The organism is Edwardsiella piscicida, from assembly GCF_021733145.1.
GTDB classification, from domain to species: domain Bacteria; phylum Pseudomonadota; class Gammaproteobacteria; order Enterobacterales; family Enterobacteriaceae; genus Edwardsiella; species Edwardsiella piscicida.
The window spans coordinates 3382096-3398917 of sequence record NZ_CP090968.1 but is presented as its reverse complement, the minus strand read 5'-3'; the positions used below and the strand labels follow the sequence as shown (position 1 = coordinate 3398917).

Below are 16822 nucleotides of genomic sequence, written 5' to 3'. Positions count from 1 at the left end.
CGATGGCGAAACTGCATGATTACTACAAAGACGAAGTAGTTAAAAAGCTCATGACTGAGTTTAACTACAATTCTGTCATGCAAGTCCCTCGGGTCGAGAAGATCACCCTGAACATGGGTGTTGGTGAAGCGATCGCTGACAAGAAACTGCTGGATAACGCAGCAGCTGACCTGACAGCGATCTCCGGTCAAAAACCGCTGATCACCAAAGCACGCAAATCAGTTGCAGGCTTCAAAATCCGTCAGGGCTATCCGATCGGCTGTAAAGTAACTCTGCGTGGCGAACGCATGTGGGAGTTCTTTGAGCGTCTGATCTCTATTGCTGTACCGCGTATCCGTGACTTCCGTGGCCTGTCCGCGAAGTCTTTCGACGGCCGTGGTAACTACAGCATGGGCGTACGTGAGCAGATTATCTTCCCAGAAATCGACTATGACAAAGTCGATCGCGTTCGTGGTTTGGACATCACCATTACCACTACTGCGAAATCTGACGAAGAAGGCCGTGCGCTGCTGACTGCTTTTAACTTCCCGTTCCGCAAGTAAGGTAGGGTTACTAATGGCTAAGCAATCCATGAAAGCACGCGAAGTCAAGCGCGTGAAATTAGCTGATAAGTTCTTTGCCAAACGCGTTGAACTGAAAGCGATCATCTCTGATATCAACGTATCCGACGAAGATCGTTGGAATGCGGTACTTAAGCTGCAGACTCTGCCGCGTGATTCCAGCCCAAGCCGTCAGCGTAATCGCTGCCGCCAAACTGGCCGTCCGCACGCTTTCCTGCGTAAGTTCGGGTTGAGCCGTATCAAGGTCCGTGAAGCCGCTATGCGCGGTGAAATTCCGGGTCTGAAAAAGGCTAGCTGGTAATTGTCACCAATTGAATCACGGGAGTAAAGACAGATGAGCATGCAAGATCCGATCGCGGATATGCTGACCCGTATCCGTAACGGTCAGGCCGCGAACAAAGTTGCGGTCACCATGCCTTCCTCCAAGCTGAAAGTGGCAATTGCCAACGTGCTGAAGGAAGAAGGTTTTATTGAAGATTTCAAAATCGAAGGCGACGCCAAGCCTGTTCTGGAACTGGTACTGAAGTACTTCCAGGGCAAGCCGGTAGTAGAAAGCATTCAGCGTATCAGCCGCCCTGGTCTGCGCATCTATAAGAAAAAAGATGAGCTGCCGAAAGTTATGGCCGGTCTGGGTATCGCAGTTATTTCTACCTCTAAAGGTGTCATGACTGATCGTGCTGCCCGCCAAGCTGGCCTGGGCGGCGAGATTATCTGCTACGTAGCGTAATCGGAGGAAAGAATGTCTCGTGTTGCAAAAGCACCCGTCGTCATTCCTGCCGGCGTAGAGGTAAAACTCAACGGTCAGGTTATTTCGATTAAGGGTAAAAACGGCGAGCTGACTCGTACTATCAACGACGCTGTTGAAATTAAGCATGCTGATAACGCACTGACCTTTGGTCCGCGCGACGGCTTCGTGGACGGCTGGGCCCAAGCGGGTACCGCGCGTGCACTGCTGAACTCAATGGTTATCGGTGTTACCGAAGGCTTCACTAAGAAGCTGCAGCTGGTAGGTGTTGGTTATCGTGCAGCAGTTAAAGGCAATGTGGTGAATCTGGCCCTGGGCTTCTCTCACCCTGTTGACCATGAGCTGCCGGCAGGCATCACTGCTGAATGTCCGTCTCAGACTGAAATCGTGCTGAAAGGCGCTGATAAGCAGCTGATCGGTCAGGTTGCAGCGGATCTGCGCGCTTACCGTCGTCCTGAGCCTTACAAAGGCAAAGGTGTCCGTTACGCCGACGAAGTCGTGCGTACCAAAGAGGCTAAGAAGAAGTAAGGTAACACTATGGATAAGAAATCTGCTCGTATCCGTCGTGCGACCCGCGCACGCCGCAAGCTCAAAGAGCTGGGTGCAACTCGCCTGGTGGTACATCGTACCCCGCGTCACATCTACGCACAGGTTATTGCCCCGAATGGTTCTGAAGTCCTGGTTGCCGCTTCTACCGTAGAAAAAGCAATCAGTGAACAACTGAAATACACTGGGAACAAAGAAGCCGCAGCAGCTGTAGGTAAAGCTATCGCTGAACGCGCGCTGGAAAAAGGCGTCAAGGACGTGTCCTTCGACCGCTCTGGTTTCCAATATCATGGTCGTGTCCAGGCACTGGCAGATGCTGCCCGTGAAGCTGGCCTTCAGTTCTAAGGTAGAGGTGTAAGATGTCGCACATCGAAAAACAAGCTGGCGAACTGCAGGAAAAGCTGATCGCGGTAAATCGCGTATCTAAGACTGTTAAAGGTGGCCGTATTTTTAGCTTCACCGCACTGACTGTAGTGGGTGATGGCAACGGTCGCGTCGGTTTTGGCTACGGCAAAGCCCGTGAAGTTCCGGCAGCGATCCAGAAAGCGATGGAGAAAGCCCGTCGTAACATGATCAACGTCGCGCTGAACAGCGGCACCCTGCAGCACCCGGTTAAAGGTGCTCACACGGGTTCTCGTGTGTTCATGCAGCCGGCTTCTGAAGGTACCGGTATCATCGCCGGTGGTGCAATGCGCGCCGTCCTGGAAGTCGCTGGAGTTCGTAACGTTCTGGCTAAAGCATATGGTTCCACCAACCCGATTAACGTGGTTCGTGCAACTATCGACGGTCTGGAATGTATGAAATCTCCGGAAATGGTCGCTGCCAAGCGTGGTAAATCCGTTGAAGAAATTCTGGGGTAATAGACCATGGCAAAGACTATCAAAATTACTCAAACCCGCAGTGCGATCGGCCGTTTGCCGAAACATAAGGCAACGCTGCTTGGCCTGGGTCTGCGTCGCATCGGTCACACCGTAGAGCGTGAGGATACTCCTGCCGTTCGTGGTATGATCAACGCGGTTTCCTACATGGTTAAAGTTGAGGAGTAACAGATGCGTTTGAATACTCTGTCTCCGGCCGAAGGCTCCAAGCACGCTTCCAAGCGTCTGGGTCGTGGTATCGGTTCTGGCCTGGGTAAAACCGGCGGTCGTGGTCACAAAGGTCAGAAGTCTCGTTCTGGCGGTGGCGTACGTCGCGGTTTCGAAGGTGGCCAGATGCCGCTGTACCGTCGTCTGCCGAAGTTTGGCTTCACCTCTCGTAAAGCGATGGTGACTGCTGAAATTCGTCTGTCTGAGATCGCGCTGATCGAAGGCGACGTTATCGACCTGAACGTGCTGAAAGCGGCTAACGTTATTGGCCCGCAGATCGAATTCGCCAAAGTTATGCTGTCTGGTGAAATCAATCGTGCAGTAACCCTGCGCGGTCTGCGTGTGTCCAAAGGCGCACGTGCTGCGATTGAAGCTGCTGGCGGTAAAATCGAGGAATAAGTAGCAGATGGCTAAACAACCGGGATTAGATTTTCAAAGTGCCAAGGGTGGACTGGGCGAGCTCAAGCGCAGACTGTTGTTTGTTATTGGGGCGCTGATTGTTTTCCGTATTGGCTCTTTTATTCCGATCCCTGGTATTGATGCCGCTGTACTTGCCAAACTACTCGAGCAACAGCAGGGCACCATCATCGACATGTTTAACATGTTCTCCGGTGGTGCTCTGAGCCGTGCTTCTATCTTTGCTCTGGGGATCATGCCGTATATTTCGGCGTCGATCATTATCCAGCTGCTGACGGTGGTTCACCCCACCCTGGCGGAAATAAAGAAAGAAGGGGAGGCTGGCCGTCGCAAGATTAGCCAGTACACCCGCTACGGTACGCTGGTGCTGGCCATATTCCAGTCGATCGGTATTGCTACCGGTTTGCCGAATATGCCTGGAATGCAGGGCCTGGTAATTAATCCGGGCTTTGCTTTCTACTTCACTGCGGTTGTGAGTCTGGTGACCGGGACAATGTTCCTGATGTGGCTGGGCGAACAGATTACTGAGCGCGGTATCGGTAACGGTATCTCGATCATTATTTTCGCAGGGATTGTGGCGGGTCTTCCGCCGGCGATTGGCCATACTATCGAGCAAGCGCGGCAGGGCGACCTGCACTTCCTTCTGTTGCTGTTGGTTGCAGTGTTAGTATTCGCAGTAACCTTCTTCGTTGTTTTCGTGGAGCGTGGTCAGCGTCGTATCGTCGTTAACTATGCCAAGCGTCAGCAAGGTCGTCGTGTTTACGCAGCACAGAGCACACATTTGCCGTTGAAAGTGAATATGGCAGGGGTTATCCCGGCAATCTTCGCTTCCAGCATCATTCTGTTCCCGGCCACGATCGCATCTTGGTTTGGGGGCGGTACAGGTTGGAACTGGCTGACTACAATTTCGCTGTATTTGCAGCCTGGGCAACCGCTTTATGTGTTACTCTATGCGTCTGCAATCATCTTCTTCTGTTTCTTCTACACGGCGTTGGTTTTCAACCCGCGTGAAACAGCGGATAACCTGAAGAAGTCCGGTGCATTTGTACCAGGAATTCGTCCGGGAGAGCAAACGGCGAAGTACATCGATAAGGTAATGACCCGTCTGACTCTGGTTGGTGCGCTGTACATTACATTTATCTGCCTGATCCCGGAGTTCATGCGTGATGCGATGAAAGTACCGTTCTATTTCGGTGGTACTTCACTACTCATCGTAGTAGTCGTCATCATGGACTTTATGGCTCAAGTGCAAACTCTGATGATGTCCAGTCAGTACGAGTCTGCATTGAAGAAAGCGAACCTGAAAGGCTATAACCGCTAATCTAGGTGAGTTTGAGAAGTTACGGAGAGTAAAATGAAAGTTCGTGCTTCCGTCAAGAAATTATGCCGTAACTGCAAAATCGTTAAGCGCAACGGTGTTGTGCGTGTGATTTGCAGCGTAGAACCGAAGCATAAACAGCGTCAAGGCTGATTATCTCGCATATTTTTCTTGCAAAGTTGGGTTGAGCTGGCTAGATTAGCCAGCCAATCTTTTGTTTGTTGCAACGGCGCCATTTGAGTATCCTGAAAACGGGCTTTTCAGAGTAGCGCCGTCGTATATTAATCTAGGAGTGCATAGTGGCCCGTATAGCAGGCATTAACATTCCTGATCAAAAGCATACCGTGATCGCGCTGACCGCGATCTTCGGCATCGGCAAAACCCGTTCACAGGCTATCTGCGCCGCTGCGGGCATTGCTGAAAATGTTAAGATCAGTGAGCTGTCTGAAGAGCAAATCGAAACGCTGCGTGACGAAGTCGCCAAATACACCGTAGAAGGCGATCTGCGTCGTGAAGTTACCCTGAGCATCAAGCGTCTGATGGACATTGGTTGCTATCGTGGTTTGCGTCATCGTCGTGGTCTGCCGGTTCGCGGTCAGCGTACTAAGACCAACGCACGTACCCGCAAGGGTCCGCGTAAACCGATCAAGAAATAGTCGGGGTGATTGAACAATGGCAAAAGCACCAATTCGTGCACGTAAGCGCGTAAGAAAGCAAGTATCTGACGGTGTGGCTCACATCCATGCTTCTTTCAACAACACCATCGTTACCATTACTGATCGTCAGGGTAACGCACTGGGTTGGGCAACAGCCGGTGGTTCCGGTTTCCGTGGTTCTCGTAAATCCACTCCGTTTGCCGCTCAGGTTGCAGCAGAGCGCTGCGCTGAAGCTGTAAAAGAGTACGGTATCAAGAATCTGGAAGTTATGGTTAAAGGACCGGGTCCGGGTCGCGAATCTACCATCCGCGCTCTGAACGCGGCCGGTTTCCGCATCACGAACATCACTGATGTGACTCCGATCCCTCATAACGGTTGTCGTCCGCCGAAGAAACGTCGCGTATAACGTCGTTTCTCGGATAGTTGGAGAAAGAAAATGGCAAGATATTTGGGTCCTAAGCTCAAGCTGAGCCGTCGTGAGGGCACCGACCTGTTCCTGAAGTCAGGTGTTCGCGCGATCGATTCCAAGTGTAAAATTGAACAGGCACCTGGCCAGCACGGTGCGCGCAAGCCGCGTCTGTCTGACTACGGTGTTCAGTTGCGTGAGAAGCAAAAAGTTCGTCGTATCTACGGCGTTCTGGAGCGTCAGTTCCGTAACTACTACAAAGAAGCAGCACGTCTGAAAGGCAACACCGGTGAAAACCTGTTGGCTCTGCTGGAAGGTCGTCTGGACAACGTTGTTTACCGCATGGGCTTTGGCGCTACCCGCGCAGAAGCACGTCAGCTGGTTAGCCACAAGGCTATCGTAGTAAACGGTCGCGTTGTTAACATCGCTTCTTATCAGGTATCTCCGAACGACGTAGTCAGCGTCCGTGAGAAAGCGAAGAAGCAGTCTCGCGTTAAAGCCGCTCTGGAGCTGGCTGAGCAGCGTGAAAAGCCGACTTGGCTGGAAGTTGATGCTGCTAAAATGGAAGGTGTGTTCAAGCGTCAGCCTGAACGTTCCGACCTGTCTGCGGACATTAACGAACACCTGATCGTCGAGCTTTACTCCAAGTAAAGCTTAGTACCAAAGAGAGGACACAATGCAGGGTTCTGTGACAGAGTTTCTAAAACCGCGCCTGGTAGATATCGAGCAACTGAGTTCGACGCACGCCAAGGTGACCCTTGAGCCGTTAGAGCGTGGCTTTGGCCATACTCTTGGTAACGCACTGCGCCGTATTCTGCTTTCATCTATGCCGGGTTGCGCGGTGACCGAGGTTGAGATTGATGGTGTACTGCACGAGTACAGCACCAAAGAAGGCGTACAGGAAGATATCCTGGAAATCCTGCTCAACCTGAAAGGGCTGGCGGTGAAAGTTCAAGGCAAAGATGAAGTAATTCTTACCCTGAATAAATCTGGCATTGGCCCTGTGACTGCAGCCGATATCACCCATGATGGTGATGTCGAAATCGTCAAGCCGCACCATGTGATCTGCCATCTGACCGATGAAAACGCATCTATCAATATGCGTATCAAAGTTCAGCGTGGTCGTGGTTATGTGCCGGCGTCTGCCCGAATTCATTCGGAAGAAGATGAGCGCCCGATCGGCCGTCTGTTGGTCGACGCCTGCTACAGCCCTGTAGAGCGTATTGCCTACAATGTTGAAGCAGCGCGCGTTGAACAGCGTACCGACCTGGACAAGCTGGTCATCGAGATGGAAACCAACGGTACCATTGACCCGGAAGAGTCAATTCGCCGTGCGGCAACTATCCTGGCTGAACAACTTGAAGCTTTCGTTGACCTGCGTGATGTACGTCAGCCGGAAGTGAAAGAAGAGAAGCCTGAGTTCGATCCGATCCTGCTGCGCCCTGTTGACGATCTGGAATTGACTGTCCGCTCTGCGAACTGCCTGAAGGCAGAAGCTATCCACTACATCGGTGATCTGGTACAGCGTACCGAGGTTGAGTTGCTGAAAACGCCGAACCTGGGTAAAAAATCTCTTACTGAGATTAAAGACGTGCTGGCCTCTCGCGGTCTCTCTCTGGGCATGCGCCTGGAAAATTGGCCGCCGGCAAGTATCGCTGACGAGTAACTGGATCACAGGTTAAGGTTTTACTGAGAAGGATAAGGTCATGCGCCATCGTAAGAGTGGTCGTCAACTGAACCGCAACAGCAGCCATCGCCAGGCTATGTTCCGCAACATGGCCGGTTCTCTGGTTCGTCATGAGATCATCAAGACGACCCTGCCGAAAGCGAAAGAGCTGCGTCGCGTGGTTGAGCCGCTGATTACTCTTGCCAAGACCGACAGCGTTGCTAACCGTCGTCTGGCATTCGCCCGTACTCGTGATAACGAGATCGTGGCAAAACTGTTTAACGAGCTGGGCCCGCGCTTCGCGAGCCGTGCCGGTGGCTACACTCGCATTCTGAAGTGTGGCTTCCGTGCAGGCGACAACGCGCCGATGGCTTACATCGAGCTGGTTGATCGTTCTGTATCTGAAGCAGAAGCTGCAGCAGAGTAATCTGCTAATGCATAGGAAAGCCGGGCCTTGGCCCGGTTTTTTTATTGTCTGAATTCCGCCCCGCTTTATTTTCCCTCCGTCTGGCTTTACCCTGCATACAGATATCTAACCGGAATCACTATGTCGATTATCGATGATTGGGCTGAACGCCATATCGCCGATGCTCAGGCGCGCGGCGAGCTCTCTGCGCTGCCAGGCGAGGGAAGACCGCTGCTCCTGGATGATGACAGCCATGTTCCTGCCGAGCTGCGCTCTGGCTATCGTCTGCTGAAGAATGCGGGCTGTCTGCCGCCGCAGCTGGAGCAGCGCCGCGAGGCGATAACGCTGCTGGAGATGCTGCGGGGGATCGACGGCGATCACCCTGACTATCGCGCGCTGAGCAAACGTCTGGCACTGCTGGAGCTGCGCCTGCAGCAGGCCGGCATGGATACCGCTTTTTTACGCGGTGCCTACGGCGAGCCGCTGCGGCGGCAGTTGGGAGAGTAACCATGTACCGTATTGGTCAACTGGCGAAGCTGGCCGGCGTTACGCCGGATACGATCCGCTACTATGAAAAGCAGCAAATGATGGTTCACGCGGTGCGTACCGAGGGCGGCTATCGCCTATACGGTGACGCCGATTTGCAGCGCCTGCGCTTCATTCGCTATGCCCAGCGCGTGGGACTATCGCTGGAAGCCATTCGGGAGCTGCTCTCGATCCGAGTCGACCCGGCCCACCATACGTGTCAGGAGTCGAAGTCTATCGTCGAGCGGCGTCTGCGTGAGGTGGAGAGTAAGCTGCGGGAGCTGGAGTATATGCGCGACTCGCTGCGGCGCCTGAGCGATGCCTGCTGCGGCACGGCGCACAGTAGCGCCTACTGCTCTATTCTCGAGGCGCTGGAGGCGGGTGCTGAGGCGTTTTTACCACGGGTGGATTTACGTGGTCATTTTACTCCGCGCTCGGATCGCTAGCGGCAGGGAAGACGGAGAGCGGCAGGGGAGCCTGCCGCCAGGCGGTGTCCGGTTTATTTGTCTTGCTGCTGTGCCTTAAGTAAGTCGCGGATTTCCGTTAGCAGTACCTCTTCTGCGCTGGGCGCCGGCGGCGTTGCTTCTGCCTTTTGGCGGCGCAGCTTGTTCATCAGCTTGATCGCCATAAAAATGGCGAATGCGACGATGACAAAGTCGAAGATGGTCTGTATGAACTGGCCATAGTTGACGACCACGGCCGGGGCACTGCCGACGGCCTCGCGTATTACCCAGTGAAACTGTTTAAAGTCGACGCCGCAGATCAGCAGACCGAGCAGCGGCATGACCACATCCCCGACCAGCGAGGAGACGATTTTACCGAACGCGGCGCCGATGATAACCCCGACGGCCATATCCACGACGTTGCCGCGCATGGCAAATTCACGAAACTCTTTCAGTAGACTCATAGCGACTCCCCTAAATGACGCATACTCTAAGTGTAATCACTTACCGCCGCTTTGCTAGGCGATGCACGTTGGGGAGTCTCAGCGCCGCCAGAAGCTGGGGAAGAACAGCACCAGCATGGTCATCACCTCGAGTCGCCCCAAGAGCATGCCGAGCGCCAGGGCCCACTTGGCTACGTCGGGCAGCGGCGCGAAGTTGCCGCTGGGACCGATGAGCGGCCCCATTCCTGGACCGACGTTGGCCATCGCGGTCATGGCGCCGGTGATCGCCGAAAGTGCGTCGACGCCGCACAGCCCGAGGATGGCGGCAATCAGCATGGTGATCGCAATAAACGCCATCATAAAGGCGATCACCGAGCGGCTCACCTCATTGGTGATTGGACGGTTGTTATAGCGTCGCGGAAAGACGGCGTTGGGGTGGATCAGCTTGCGCACCTCGATATGCAGGCTTTCAAAGCCAATCTGCACTCGGAACATTTTGATCCCGCCGGCGGTAGAGCCGGAGCAGCCGCCCAGCAGCATGACCGAGGCGAACAGCACCGTGGAGAACGGTGTCCACTGATCGAAGTTACCCAGAGAGTAGCCGGTAGTCGACAGGATATTGATCAAATTGAAGAACGCGATGCGCAGGCTATCTTCAAAATCAAAGATGTGCTTATGCCATAGCCACAGGGTGAGCACCAGGCCGGTGACCAGCACAAAGCGGCTAAAGCCAACCAGCTGCTGGTCGCGCATCAGGGTTCGGAGACTGCGCTGACGCAGCGCCTGAACGAACAGCAGAAATGGCAGGGAGCCGAGGAACATAAACAGGATGGCGTTCCACTGCGCCAGTACGGAGTACGCGGCCATGGATTTGTCGTTAGTTGAAAATCCGCCGGTGGAGATGGTTGCGAAGGCGTGGTTGACGGCATCGAAGTTGCTCATCCCCGCGTAGCGATAGCCGAGGTAGCAGAGGAACGTCAGCACCGCATAGACCGCCATGATGCTTTTGGCTACGTCTTTCATCCGCGGCGAGGATTTCTCTGACCAGTCGGAGGATTCGGTATGGAACAGGCGCATACCGCCGACGTCCAGAAACGGCAGAATGGCGACCGCCATCACGATAAACCCGACGCCGCCCATCCACTGCAGCAGCGAGCGCCACAGTAAGACGCTGGGCTCCATCTGGTTGAGATTGGACAGCACCGAGGAGCCGGTGGTGGTCAGCCCGGACATGGTCTCAAAGAAGGCATCGGTAAAGGTGATATGTTTGATGAACACAAAGGGCAGTGCGCCGAAGCAGCAGGCCGTCAGCCACGCCAGGGTCGTGGTCAGAAACATATCGCGGATACGCAGGTAGAATTTCTGGCTGCGCCCTTGGGCGATCAAAAACAGGGCGATCAGGTGGGTGATGATCACCGCCTGCAGAAATTCGTAAACCCCACCGGTGCCGGTAAGCAGGGCATACAGCAGCGGCACGTACATCAGTAGCGCCACTTTCGACAGCATCATCCCAAGGATGTACAGCACGGAGCGATAGTTGAGCATAGCCGTAGTTACAAAAAGAAAGGACTTGGCTGAAACAGGCGCTCCACGTCGGATATAAATTTCTTGTCCGTCAGGAACATGATCACGTGATCTCCCTGTTCAATTTTGGACTCACGGCTGGCAATCAGCACGTCGTCCCCCCGAACGATAGCGCCGATGGTGGTGCCCGGCGGCAGCTTAATCTCCTCGACCCGCCGTCCGACCACCTTCGAGGTGCTTTCGTCGCCGTGCGCGATGGCCTCAATCGCTTCGGCCACGCCGCGTCGCAGGGAGGAGACGCTGACGATATCCGCCTTGCGCACATGGCCGAGCAGGGCAGAGATAGTGGCCTGCTGCGGCGAGATGGCGATATCGATGACGCTGCCCTGCACCAGATCGACGTAGGCGCTGCGCTGGATCAGCACCATCACCTTTTTGGCGCCGAGGCGTTTGGCCAGCATGGCCGACATAATATTGGCCTCATCATCGTTGGTCAGGGCGATGAAAACATCTACCTGGTCGATGTGCTCTTCGGTCAGCAGCTCCTGATCGGAGGCATCGCCGTAAAAGACGATGGTGTCATGCAGCTTCTCGGCCAGTTCGGCGGCGCGCTGGGCGTTATGCTCAATCAGCTTGACGCTGTAGTCTTTCTCCAGTCGCTGGGCTAGCCCGGCGCCGACGTTGCCGCCGCCGACGATCATGATGCGTTTATAGGGTTTCTCCAGCCGCTGCAGCTCACTCATGACTGCCCGGATATTATGCGATGCTGCGACAAAGAAGACCTCATCGCCGGCCTCGATCACCGTGGATCCCTGCGGGCGGATCGGTCGATCCTGGCGGAAGATCGCCGCCACGCGGGTATCGATATGCGGCATATGCTCCTTCAGCGAGGTCAGGGCGTTGCCCACCAACGGCCCGCCGTAGTAGGCCTTGACCGCCACCAGGCTGACCTTACCCTCGGCAAAGTTCACTACCTGCAGCGCCCCGGGATATTCGATCAGCCGGTAGACATAGTCGGTGACCAGCTGTTCGGGCGCGATCAGGTGGTCGATAGGAACCGCATCTGGGTTGAACAACCGCTCGTGCTCGCGGATATATTCGGTCGAGCGGATACGGGCGATCCGGTTTGGGGTACTGAACAGGGAATAGGCGATCTGGCAGGCGATCATGTTGGTTTCGTCCGAGCTGGTCACGGCGACCAGCATATCGGCGTCATCCGCGCCGGCTTCACGCAGTACCCGCGGATGGGAGCCATAGCCCTGCACGACGCGCAGATCGAACTTATCCTGTAGCTGACGCAGGCGATCGCTGTTGGTGTCGACGATGGTGATATCGTTGTTCTCACCCACCAGGTTTTCTGCGAGGGTCCCCCCCACCTGGCCGGCACCTAAAATGATAATTTTCATGATGCTGTTCTCTGCTTGGCGAGCGCCGACCGCCTGGTGGGCGGCCTGCGGATTATGCTTTTATCAGCTTAGCGTAAAAGAAGCCGTCGCCTGCGTCGGGCCGCGGCAAAAACTGAAGGCCGGGCCGCTGTATATCGCCGGTGTCGCTCAGGCGAGCATCCGGGTGGCGCGACAGGAAGGCAAGGATCTGCTCCTGGTTTTCCTGCGGCAGAATCGAGCAGGTGGCGTAGACCATCACGCCGCCGGATTTCAAGAAAGGCCAGACGGCATCGATGATCTCGCGCTGCAGCGCGGCCAGCTCGGCGATATCGCTGTCGCGACGTAGCCATTTGATGTCCGGATGGCGGCGGATGACGCCGGTCGCCGAACAGGGCGCGTCCAAGAGAATCCGATCGAACTGCCGACCGCGGGCCCACTCGTCAGGGGTACGCCCATCGCCGCAGCGGATCTCGGCATGCTGCTGCAGCCGCTGCAGGTTTTCGCGCACCCGCTTGAGACGGCTTTCATCGACGTCAACGGCCAGTACGTGGGCCTTCGGCGCCGCCTCCAGAATATGGGTGGTTTTTCCGCCCGGCGCGCAGCACAGATCGAGGATCTGCTCACCGTCCTGCGGATCGAGCAGATCTACGCTGTGCTGCGCGCTGGCATCCTGTACCGTGACCCATCCCTGTTCGAAGCCCGGCAGGCGAGACACCGGCTGCGGATCCTGCAGGCGGAGGGCGTCAGGAAAGGTTTCGTGGGGGACGGCGTCAATACCGGCCTGCAGCAGCAGCGCCAGATAGGCGTCGCGTGTGTGGTGGCACCGATTGACCCGCAGCCACATCGGCGGGCGCTGATTATTGGCATCCGCGATACTCTGCCACTGCTCCGGGTAGGCCTGCTGCAGACGCTTAAGCAACCATGAGGGATGCAGCCAGTGGCTGGCATGCTGCTGTGACTGTAAAAGCAGCGGCTGCTGTTGGCGCTGAAACTGGCGCAGTACACCGTTGATGAGCCCCTTGAGCTGCGGGCGCTTGAGCGCAACGGCGCCGTCAACGGTCTCTGCCAGCGCTGCGTGGGGAGGGATACGCGTATAGATCAGCTGATATAGCCCGACCAGCAGCAGGTAGTGCAGCGGACGCTGTTTGCCCGTCAGGACCTTGGCCATCAGCTGCTGTACTATCCACTCCAGCTGCGGCAGTACCCGCAGCGTGCCAAAGCACAGCTCCTGTAGCAGGGCTCGGTCTTTATCGCTGAGAGGCTGGGCGGCGCTGGGCAGTACGCTGCTCAGGGACTGCCCCTGATCGAGGACTGCGCTCAGCGTGCGGGCCGCGATGGCACGCAGGTTATAGGGAGTATTTTTCATTGACACAAGGGACCGTCGCTGCGAGTAAATCAGATATTGTTCGAAGTTTATCACGGTTTGCGGGGGAAATACCCCACCGGCGCTGACGTCAGGGGACAGGTGAATAGACGATCTCCGCCCGGACGGCGCCGGGCGGACGGTGCTTATGCCAGAACGGTACCGGGCAGGAAGCTCTCTTTACGCGAGTTGAGCAGGTCACGGGCCGTCATGCTTTTCTTGCCGGCCGGCTGCAGCTGGGTTAACAGCAGCACTCCCTGCGCAGTGGCGACGGCGATCCCCTGCTTGTCGGCGCTGACGATGGTTCCCGGTGCGGCGGTGGCGTGCTGAGACAGCGCCGTTGCTTCCCAGACTTTCACCGACTGCTCTTCCAGCATAAAGAAGCTGACCGGCCAGGGATTAAAGGCGCGTACACAGCGCGCCAGCTGCTCGGCAGAGAGAGACCAATCCAGACGAGCCTCTTCCTTGCTAAGCTTTTCCGCATAGGTGCTCAGCGCATCATCCTGCTTCTGGGCCTGGGCGGTGTCGTCAGCCAGCTGGGACAGCGTGGTCAGCAGGCCCTGCGGTCCCAGCGCGGCTAGCTTATCGTACAGCGTGGCGCTGGTGTCGTCCTGCGTGACGGGACAAGACAGCTTCAGCAGCATATCACCGGTATCCAGCCCGACGTCCATCTGCATAATGGTGACGCCGGTTTCGCTATCGCCTGCCCATAGCGCCCGCTGGATCGGTGCCGCACCGCGCCAGCGCGGCAGCAGAGAGCCGTGTACGTTAATACAGCCCAGGCGCGGCATATCCAGCACAGCCTGCGGCAGGATCAGGCCATAGGCGACCACGACCATGACGTCGGCCTGCAGCGAGGCGACCAGGCGCTGATTTTCCTCCGGGCGCAGAGAGGCCGGCTGAAAGACCGGCAGATCATGCTGTAGCGCCAGGGCCTTGACCGGGCTCGGCGTCAGCTTGTTACCGCGCCCCGACGGCCGATCCGGCTGGGTAAAGACGCCGACGATCTGATGATCTGAGGCCAAGAGCGCCTCGAGATGGCGGGCGGCAAAATCGGGCGTACCCGCAAAAATGATACGAAGCGAATGAGACACGGGAGTATCCTGCCTTGGGTTAGTTAACGGCGCGGGCCTGTTGCTTATACAGCTTTTCCAGCTTTTGACGGATGCGCTGACGCTTCAGCGGCGACAGATAGTCAATAAACAGCTTACCCATCAGGTGATCCATTTCGTGCTGAATGCAGATGGCTAGCAGACCATCGGTCTCCAGTTCAAAGGGCTTACCGTCGCGATCCAGGGCGCGCACTTTGATGCTTTCCGCACGGGTCACCAGCGCCCGCTGTTCAGGAACGGAGAGACACCCCTCTTCGATACCGGCCTCCCCGTCATGCTGCAGCAGCTCCGGGTTGATCAATACCAAACGCTGATCGCGATTCTCTGATACGTCAATGACGATAATACGCTGGTGAATGTCCACCTGCGTCGCGGCTAGGCCAATGCCCTCTTCCGCGTACATGGTCTCGAACATATCGTCGACAATGCGCTGGATTTCGGGCGTAACTTCGTGTACCGGCTTGGCAATAGTGCGAAGCCGCTCATCGGGGAAATGTAATACCTGCAATACCGCCATAAATCTCTTTAAACGTCCTCTGAGCTAGGGAATGATTTTCACTCCTATTCTAGACAGTTCTCCCCCTGATTGACAGTATTGTTCACCTATTGAACACATCGGCCGATAGCCGCGGGAGCGCAATGGAAAGTCACGAAATCTGGCTGCGTCTCGCGCAGGTTCGCGGGCTGGGGGCGCCCCGTATCGTTAACGCGGCGCGGATATTGGTGCAGCAGGGCGTATCGGCGCAGGGGATGGTGTCCGGCGGGCTGACCTCTGCGCAGCAGCGCCAGTTTCATGGCGCCGCGGGTATCGCTGAGGCGCTGGCGTGGTTGGACGGCGGTCGAGGGGCGATGCTAACGCTGGTCGATAGTGCCTACCCCGATCGCTTGCGCCAGATTGCCGGCGCTCCTGCGCTGCTGTTTGTTTGCGGCGATCCCCGCCTGCTGTCAACGGCGGCGCTGGCGATTGTGGGCAGCCGTACGCCCAGCGGCTATGGTGATAGCCAGGCGCAGTTTTTTTCCCGCGTGCTGGCGGCGAGTGGATTGACGATTGTCAGCGGTCTTGCGCTGGGGATCGATGGACTGGCGCACCGCGGCGCGCTGTCGGCGCAGGGAAAGACCATCGCAGTGCTGGGCAGTGGGCCGGATTGCGTGGCGCCGCGAACGCACCGCGGGTTGGCGCAGGCCATTCTAGAGGCGGACGGCGCGCTGGTGTCCGAGTTTTTTCCAGGGACAGAGGCACGCCCTGCCTATTTTCCGCAGCGTAATCGGATCATTAGTGGGTTGAGTCTGGGGGTTCTGGTGGTCGAGGCGACGCTGCGCAGCGGCTCGCTGATCACGGCGCGTCTGGCATTGGATCAAGGGCGGGAGGTGTTCGCCATTCCCGGCTCGCTAGATAGCCCGCAGAGCGCAGGGTGCCATTGGCTGATCCAGCAGGGCGCGTCTCTTATCGCTGCGCCGGCGGATATCCTTGAGCAACTGAACAGCTCGCTGCATTGGTTGGCGCCGCTCACAGAAGGGAATATTTCTGCCGGGGAAGACGATGCTCAATTGCCATTTGCCGAGGTGTTGGCTAACGTAGGGGATGAGGTGACAACCGTTGACGCTGTCGCCGAACGCATCGGTCGATCTGTGCCAGACGTAGCAGTAGCCCTGCTCGAACTGGAGTTAGCAGGATGGATTAAGGTAGTGTCCGGCGGCTATGTCCGTGTGAAGAGGGCTGGCCATGTTCGATGTACTCATGTATCTGTTTGAGACCTATATCCACACTACGGCCGGGATGCACATCGATCAGGATAAGCTAACTGACGATTTGACCAGCGCGGGCTTTGAGCGTGGGGATATCTTTCGGGCGCTGAACTGGCTGGAAAAGCTGGCGATGATGCAGGAAGAGGGAGATGTAGTTCTGCCGGTGGACGATCCGCATGCGCTGCGTCTCTACACCGCAGATGAAATGGCCTGCTTAGATAGTGAGTGCCGTGGATTCCTGCTGTTCTTGGAGCAGATTCAGCTATTGACGCCGGAGATCCGTGAGATGGTTATCGATCGGGTGATGGCGCTGGAGATCGAACAGTTTGAGCTGGACGATCTGAAGTGGGTGGTGCTGATGGTGCTGTTTAATGCGCCGGGACATGAGCACACCTATCGGCAGATGGAAGAGCTGCTTTTTGAGGTTCATGAAGGCTACCTGCATTGAGCGGGTGGCTGGTTCGTTTATTGAAAGA

Annotated in this window: 25 protein-coding genes; 19 read left to right on the top strand and 6 right to left on the bottom strand. The window is 56.3% G+C overall.

The window, feature by feature from the left end:
- The first annotated feature begins 2 nt into the window (after positions 1 to 2).
- The 17 genes from rplE (at position 3) to zntR (ending at position 8776) form a co-directional block, all read left to right on the top strand.
- Positions 3 to 542, top strand: coding sequence for a 50S ribosomal protein L5 (rplE, locus tag L1P05_RS15465; protein ID WP_012850024.1), 540 nt, complete (start codon positions 3 to 5; stop codon positions 540 to 542).
- A gap of 13 nt (positions 543 to 555) precedes the next feature.
- Positions 556 to 861 carry a 30S ribosomal protein S14 gene (rpsN, locus tag L1P05_RS15460; RefSeq protein WP_012850023.1) on the top strand — a complete coding sequence of 102 codons (306 nt, stop codon included), beginning with the start codon at positions 556 to 558 and terminating at the stop codon, positions 859 to 861.
- 33 nt (positions 862 to 894) lie between these two features.
- The gene (gene rpsH, locus L1P05_RS15455; protein WP_012850022.1) at positions 895 to 1287 is read left to right on the top strand and encodes a 30S ribosomal protein S8; all 393 of its coding nucleotides are present in this window, start codon (positions 895 to 897) and stop codon (positions 1285 to 1287) included.
- A gap of 12 nt (positions 1288 to 1299) precedes the next feature.
- A complete protein-coding gene (rplF, locus tag L1P05_RS15450) occupies positions 1300 to 1833 on the top strand; it encodes a 50S ribosomal protein L6 (RefSeq protein WP_012850021.1) in 534 nt (177 codons plus the stop codon).
- Positions 1834 to 1842: 9 nt separating this feature from the next.
- Entirely contained in the window at positions 1843 to 2196 is a 354-nt protein-coding gene (rplR, locus tag L1P05_RS15445; RefSeq protein ID WP_012850020.1) for a 50S ribosomal protein L18, read from the top strand.
- A gap of 14 nt (positions 2197 to 2210) precedes the next feature.
- Positions 2211 to 2711: a 30S ribosomal protein S5 gene (gene rpsE / locus L1P05_RS15440; RefSeq protein WP_012850346.1), complete on the top strand. Its 501-nt coding sequence runs from the start codon at positions 2211 to 2213 to the stop codon at positions 2709 to 2711.
- 6 nt (positions 2712 to 2717) lie between these two features.
- A complete protein-coding gene (rpmD, locus tag L1P05_RS15435) occupies positions 2718 to 2897 on the top strand; it encodes a 50S ribosomal protein L30 (protein ID WP_005290362.1) in 180 nt (59 codons plus the stop codon).
- Between the two features lie 3 nt (positions 2898 to 2900).
- On the top strand, positions 2901 to 3335 hold the full coding sequence (gene rplO, locus L1P05_RS15430; RefSeq protein WP_005290360.1) for a 50S ribosomal protein L15: 435 nt from the start codon (positions 2901 to 2903) through the stop codon (positions 3333 to 3335).
- A gap of 7 nt (positions 3336 to 3342) precedes the next feature.
- A complete protein-coding gene (secY, locus tag L1P05_RS15425; RefSeq protein WP_005290357.1) occupies positions 3343 to 4674 on the top strand; it encodes a preprotein translocase subunit SecY in 1332 nt (443 codons plus the stop codon).
- A 33-nt stretch (positions 4675 to 4707) separates the two neighbouring features.
- A complete protein-coding gene (rpmJ, locus tag L1P05_RS15420) occupies positions 4708 to 4824 on the top strand; it encodes a 50S ribosomal protein L36 (protein WP_008815462.1) in 117 nt (38 codons plus the stop codon).
- Positions 4825 to 4970: 146 nt separating this feature from the next.
- The gene (gene rpsM / locus L1P05_RS15415) at positions 4971 to 5327 is read left to right on the top strand and encodes a 30S ribosomal protein S13 (protein WP_012850017.1); all 357 of its coding nucleotides are present in this window, start codon (positions 4971 to 4973) and stop codon (positions 5325 to 5327) included.
- Positions 5328 to 5343: 16 nt separating this feature from the next.
- On the top strand, positions 5344 to 5733 hold the full coding sequence (gene rpsK / locus L1P05_RS15410) for a 30S ribosomal protein S11 (protein WP_002919257.1): 390 nt from the start codon (positions 5344 to 5346) through the stop codon (positions 5731 to 5733).
- 30 nt (positions 5734 to 5763) lie between these two features.
- Entirely contained in the window at positions 5764 to 6384 is a 621-nt protein-coding gene (gene rpsD / locus L1P05_RS15405; protein ID WP_005290355.1) for a 30S ribosomal protein S4, read from the top strand.
- A 25-nt stretch (positions 6385 to 6409) separates the two neighbouring features.
- Positions 6410 to 7399 carry a DNA-directed RNA polymerase subunit alpha gene (locus tag L1P05_RS15400; RefSeq protein WP_005290354.1) on the top strand — a complete coding sequence of 330 codons (990 nt, stop codon included), beginning with the start codon at positions 6410 to 6412 and terminating at the stop codon, positions 7397 to 7399.
- A 40-nt stretch (positions 7400 to 7439) separates the two neighbouring features.
- Positions 7440 to 7826 (top strand): 50S ribosomal protein L17, encoded by a 387-nt coding sequence (gene rplQ / locus L1P05_RS15395; RefSeq protein ID WP_005297556.1) that lies wholly within the window; start codon positions 7440 to 7442, stop codon positions 7824 to 7826.
- A 120-nt stretch (positions 7827 to 7946) separates the two neighbouring features.
- Positions 7947 to 8312, top strand: coding sequence for a DnaJ family domain-containing protein (locus L1P05_RS15390; protein WP_012850016.1), 366 nt, complete (start codon positions 7947 to 7949; stop codon positions 8310 to 8312).
- A gap of 2 nt (positions 8313 to 8314) precedes the next feature.
- Positions 8315 to 8776 carry a Zn(2+)-responsive transcriptional regulator gene (zntR, locus tag L1P05_RS15385; protein WP_012850015.1) on the top strand — a complete coding sequence of 154 codons (462 nt, stop codon included), beginning with the start codon at positions 8315 to 8317 and terminating at the stop codon, positions 8774 to 8776.
- Positions 8777 to 8829: 53 nt separating this feature from the next.
- Here the strand turns inward: zntR and mscL are convergent, their stop codons facing one another.
- The 6 genes from mscL to def form a co-directional block, all read right to left on the bottom strand.
- Entirely contained in the window at positions 8830 to 9237 is a 408-nt protein-coding gene (mscL, locus tag L1P05_RS15380) for a large-conductance mechanosensitive channel protein MscL (protein ID WP_012850014.1), read from the bottom strand.
- Between the two features lie 78 nt (positions 9238 to 9315).
- The gene (locus L1P05_RS15375; RefSeq protein WP_012850013.1) at positions 9316 to 10761 is read right to left on the bottom strand and encodes a TrkH family potassium uptake protein; all 1446 of its coding nucleotides are present in this window, start codon (positions 10759 to 10761) and stop codon (positions 9316 to 9318) included.
- An 8-nt stretch (positions 10762 to 10769) separates the two neighbouring features.
- On the bottom strand, positions 10770 to 12146 hold the full coding sequence (trkA, locus tag L1P05_RS15370; RefSeq protein WP_012850012.1) for a Trk system potassium transporter TrkA: 1377 nt from the start codon (positions 12144 to 12146) through the stop codon (positions 10770 to 10772).
- 52 nt (positions 12147 to 12198) lie between these two features.
- Positions 12199 to 13491 (bottom strand): 16S rRNA (cytosine(967)-C(5))-methyltransferase RsmB, encoded by a 1293-nt coding sequence (gene rsmB, locus L1P05_RS15365; protein ID WP_012850011.1) that lies wholly within the window; start codon positions 13489 to 13491, stop codon positions 12199 to 12201.
- A gap of 143 nt (positions 13492 to 13634) precedes the next feature.
- Positions 13635 to 14582, bottom strand: a complete 948-nt coding sequence (gene fmt / locus L1P05_RS15360; RefSeq protein ID WP_012850010.1) for a methionyl-tRNA formyltransferase — start codon at positions 14580 to 14582, stop codon at positions 13635 to 13637.
- 19 nt (positions 14583 to 14601) lie between these two features.
- Positions 14602 to 15117, bottom strand: coding sequence for a peptide deformylase (def, locus tag L1P05_RS15355; RefSeq protein WP_012850009.1), 516 nt, complete (start codon positions 15115 to 15117; stop codon positions 14602 to 14604).
- Between the two features lie 122 nt (positions 15118 to 15239).
- Between def and dprA the strand changes: the two genes are divergently transcribed.
- The gene (dprA, locus tag L1P05_RS15350; protein WP_012850008.1) at positions 15240 to 16352 is read left to right on the top strand and encodes a DNA-processing protein DprA; all 1113 of its coding nucleotides are present in this window, start codon (positions 15240 to 15242) and stop codon (positions 16350 to 16352) included.
- Positions 16324 to 16794: a DUF494 family protein gene (locus L1P05_RS15345; protein ID WP_015462408.1), complete on the top strand. Its 471-nt coding sequence runs from the start codon at positions 16324 to 16326 to the stop codon at positions 16792 to 16794. The genes dprA and L1P05_RS15345 overlap by 29 nt, the downstream gene beginning before the upstream one ends.
- Positions 16795 to 16822 lie beyond the last annotated feature (28 nt).

Coding starts and splice junctions, on each gene's coding strand:
- rplF (WP_012850021.1), top strand. CDS start 1,300: ATGTCTCGTGTTGCAAAAGCACCCGTCGTCATTCCTGCCGGCGTAGAG.
- rpmD (WP_005290362.1), top strand. CDS start 2,718: ATGGCAAAGACTATCAAAATTACTCAAACCCGCAGTGCGATCGGCCGT.
- rpsH (WP_012850022.1), top strand. CDS start 895: ATGAGCATGCAAGATCCGATCGCGGATATGCTGACCCGTATCCGTAAC.
- secY (WP_005290357.1), top strand. CDS start 3,343: ATGGCTAAACAACCGGGATTAGATTTTCAAAGTGCCAAGGGTGGACTG.
- L1P05_RS15345 (WP_015462408.1), top strand. CDS start 16,324: ATGTTCGATGTACTCATGTATCTGTTTGAGACCTATATCCACACTACG.
- L1P05_RS15400 (WP_005290354.1), top strand. CDS start 6,410: ATGCAGGGTTCTGTGACAGAGTTTCTAAAACCGCGCCTGGTAGATATC.
- rplR (WP_012850020.1), top strand. CDS start 1,843: ATGGATAAGAAATCTGCTCGTATCCGTCGTGCGACCCGCGCACGCCGC.
- def (WP_012850009.1), bottom strand. CDS start 15,117: ATGGCGGTATTGCAGGTATTACATTTCCCCGATGAGCGGCTTCGCACT.
- zntR (WP_012850015.1), top strand. CDS start 8,315: ATGTACCGTATTGGTCAACTGGCGAAGCTGGCCGGCGTTACGCCGGAT.
- rplO (WP_005290360.1), top strand. CDS start 2,901: ATGCGTTTGAATACTCTGTCTCCGGCCGAAGGCTCCAAGCACGCTTCC.
- rpsE (WP_012850346.1), top strand. CDS start 2,211: ATGTCGCACATCGAAAAACAAGCTGGCGAACTGCAGGAAAAGCTGATC.
- rpsN (WP_012850023.1), top strand. CDS start 556: ATGGCTAAGCAATCCATGAAAGCACGCGAAGTCAAGCGCGTGAAATTA.
- L1P05_RS15390 (WP_012850016.1), top strand. CDS start 7,947: ATGTCGATTATCGATGATTGGGCTGAACGCCATATCGCCGATGCTCAG.
- rpmJ (WP_008815462.1), top strand. CDS start 4,708: ATGAAAGTTCGTGCTTCCGTCAAGAAATTATGCCGTAACTGCAAAATC.
- rplQ (WP_005297556.1), top strand. CDS start 7,440: ATGCGCCATCGTAAGAGTGGTCGTCAACTGAACCGCAACAGCAGCCAT.
- mscL (WP_012850014.1), bottom strand. CDS start 9,237: ATGAGTCTACTGAAAGAGTTTCGTGAATTTGCCATGCGCGGCAACGTC.
- rpsD (WP_005290355.1), top strand. CDS start 5,764: ATGGCAAGATATTTGGGTCCTAAGCTCAAGCTGAGCCGTCGTGAGGGC.
- trkA (WP_012850012.1), bottom strand. CDS start 12,146: ATGAAAATTATCATTTTAGGTGCCGGCCAGGTGGGGGGGACCCTCGCA.
- rplE (WP_012850024.1), top strand. CDS start 3: ATGGCGAAACTGCATGATTACTACAAAGACGAAGTAGTTAAAAAGCTC.
- rpsK (WP_002919257.1), top strand. CDS start 5,344: ATGGCAAAAGCACCAATTCGTGCACGTAAGCGCGTAAGAAAGCAAGTA.
- dprA (WP_012850008.1), top strand. CDS start 15,240: ATGGAAAGTCACGAAATCTGGCTGCGTCTCGCGCAGGTTCGCGGGCTG.
- L1P05_RS15375 (WP_012850013.1), bottom strand. CDS start 10,761: ATGCTCAACTATCGCTCCGTGCTGTACATCCTTGGGATGATGCTGTCG.
- rsmB (WP_012850011.1), bottom strand. CDS start 13,491: ATGAAAAATACTCCCTATAACCTGCGTGCCATCGCGGCCCGCACGCTG.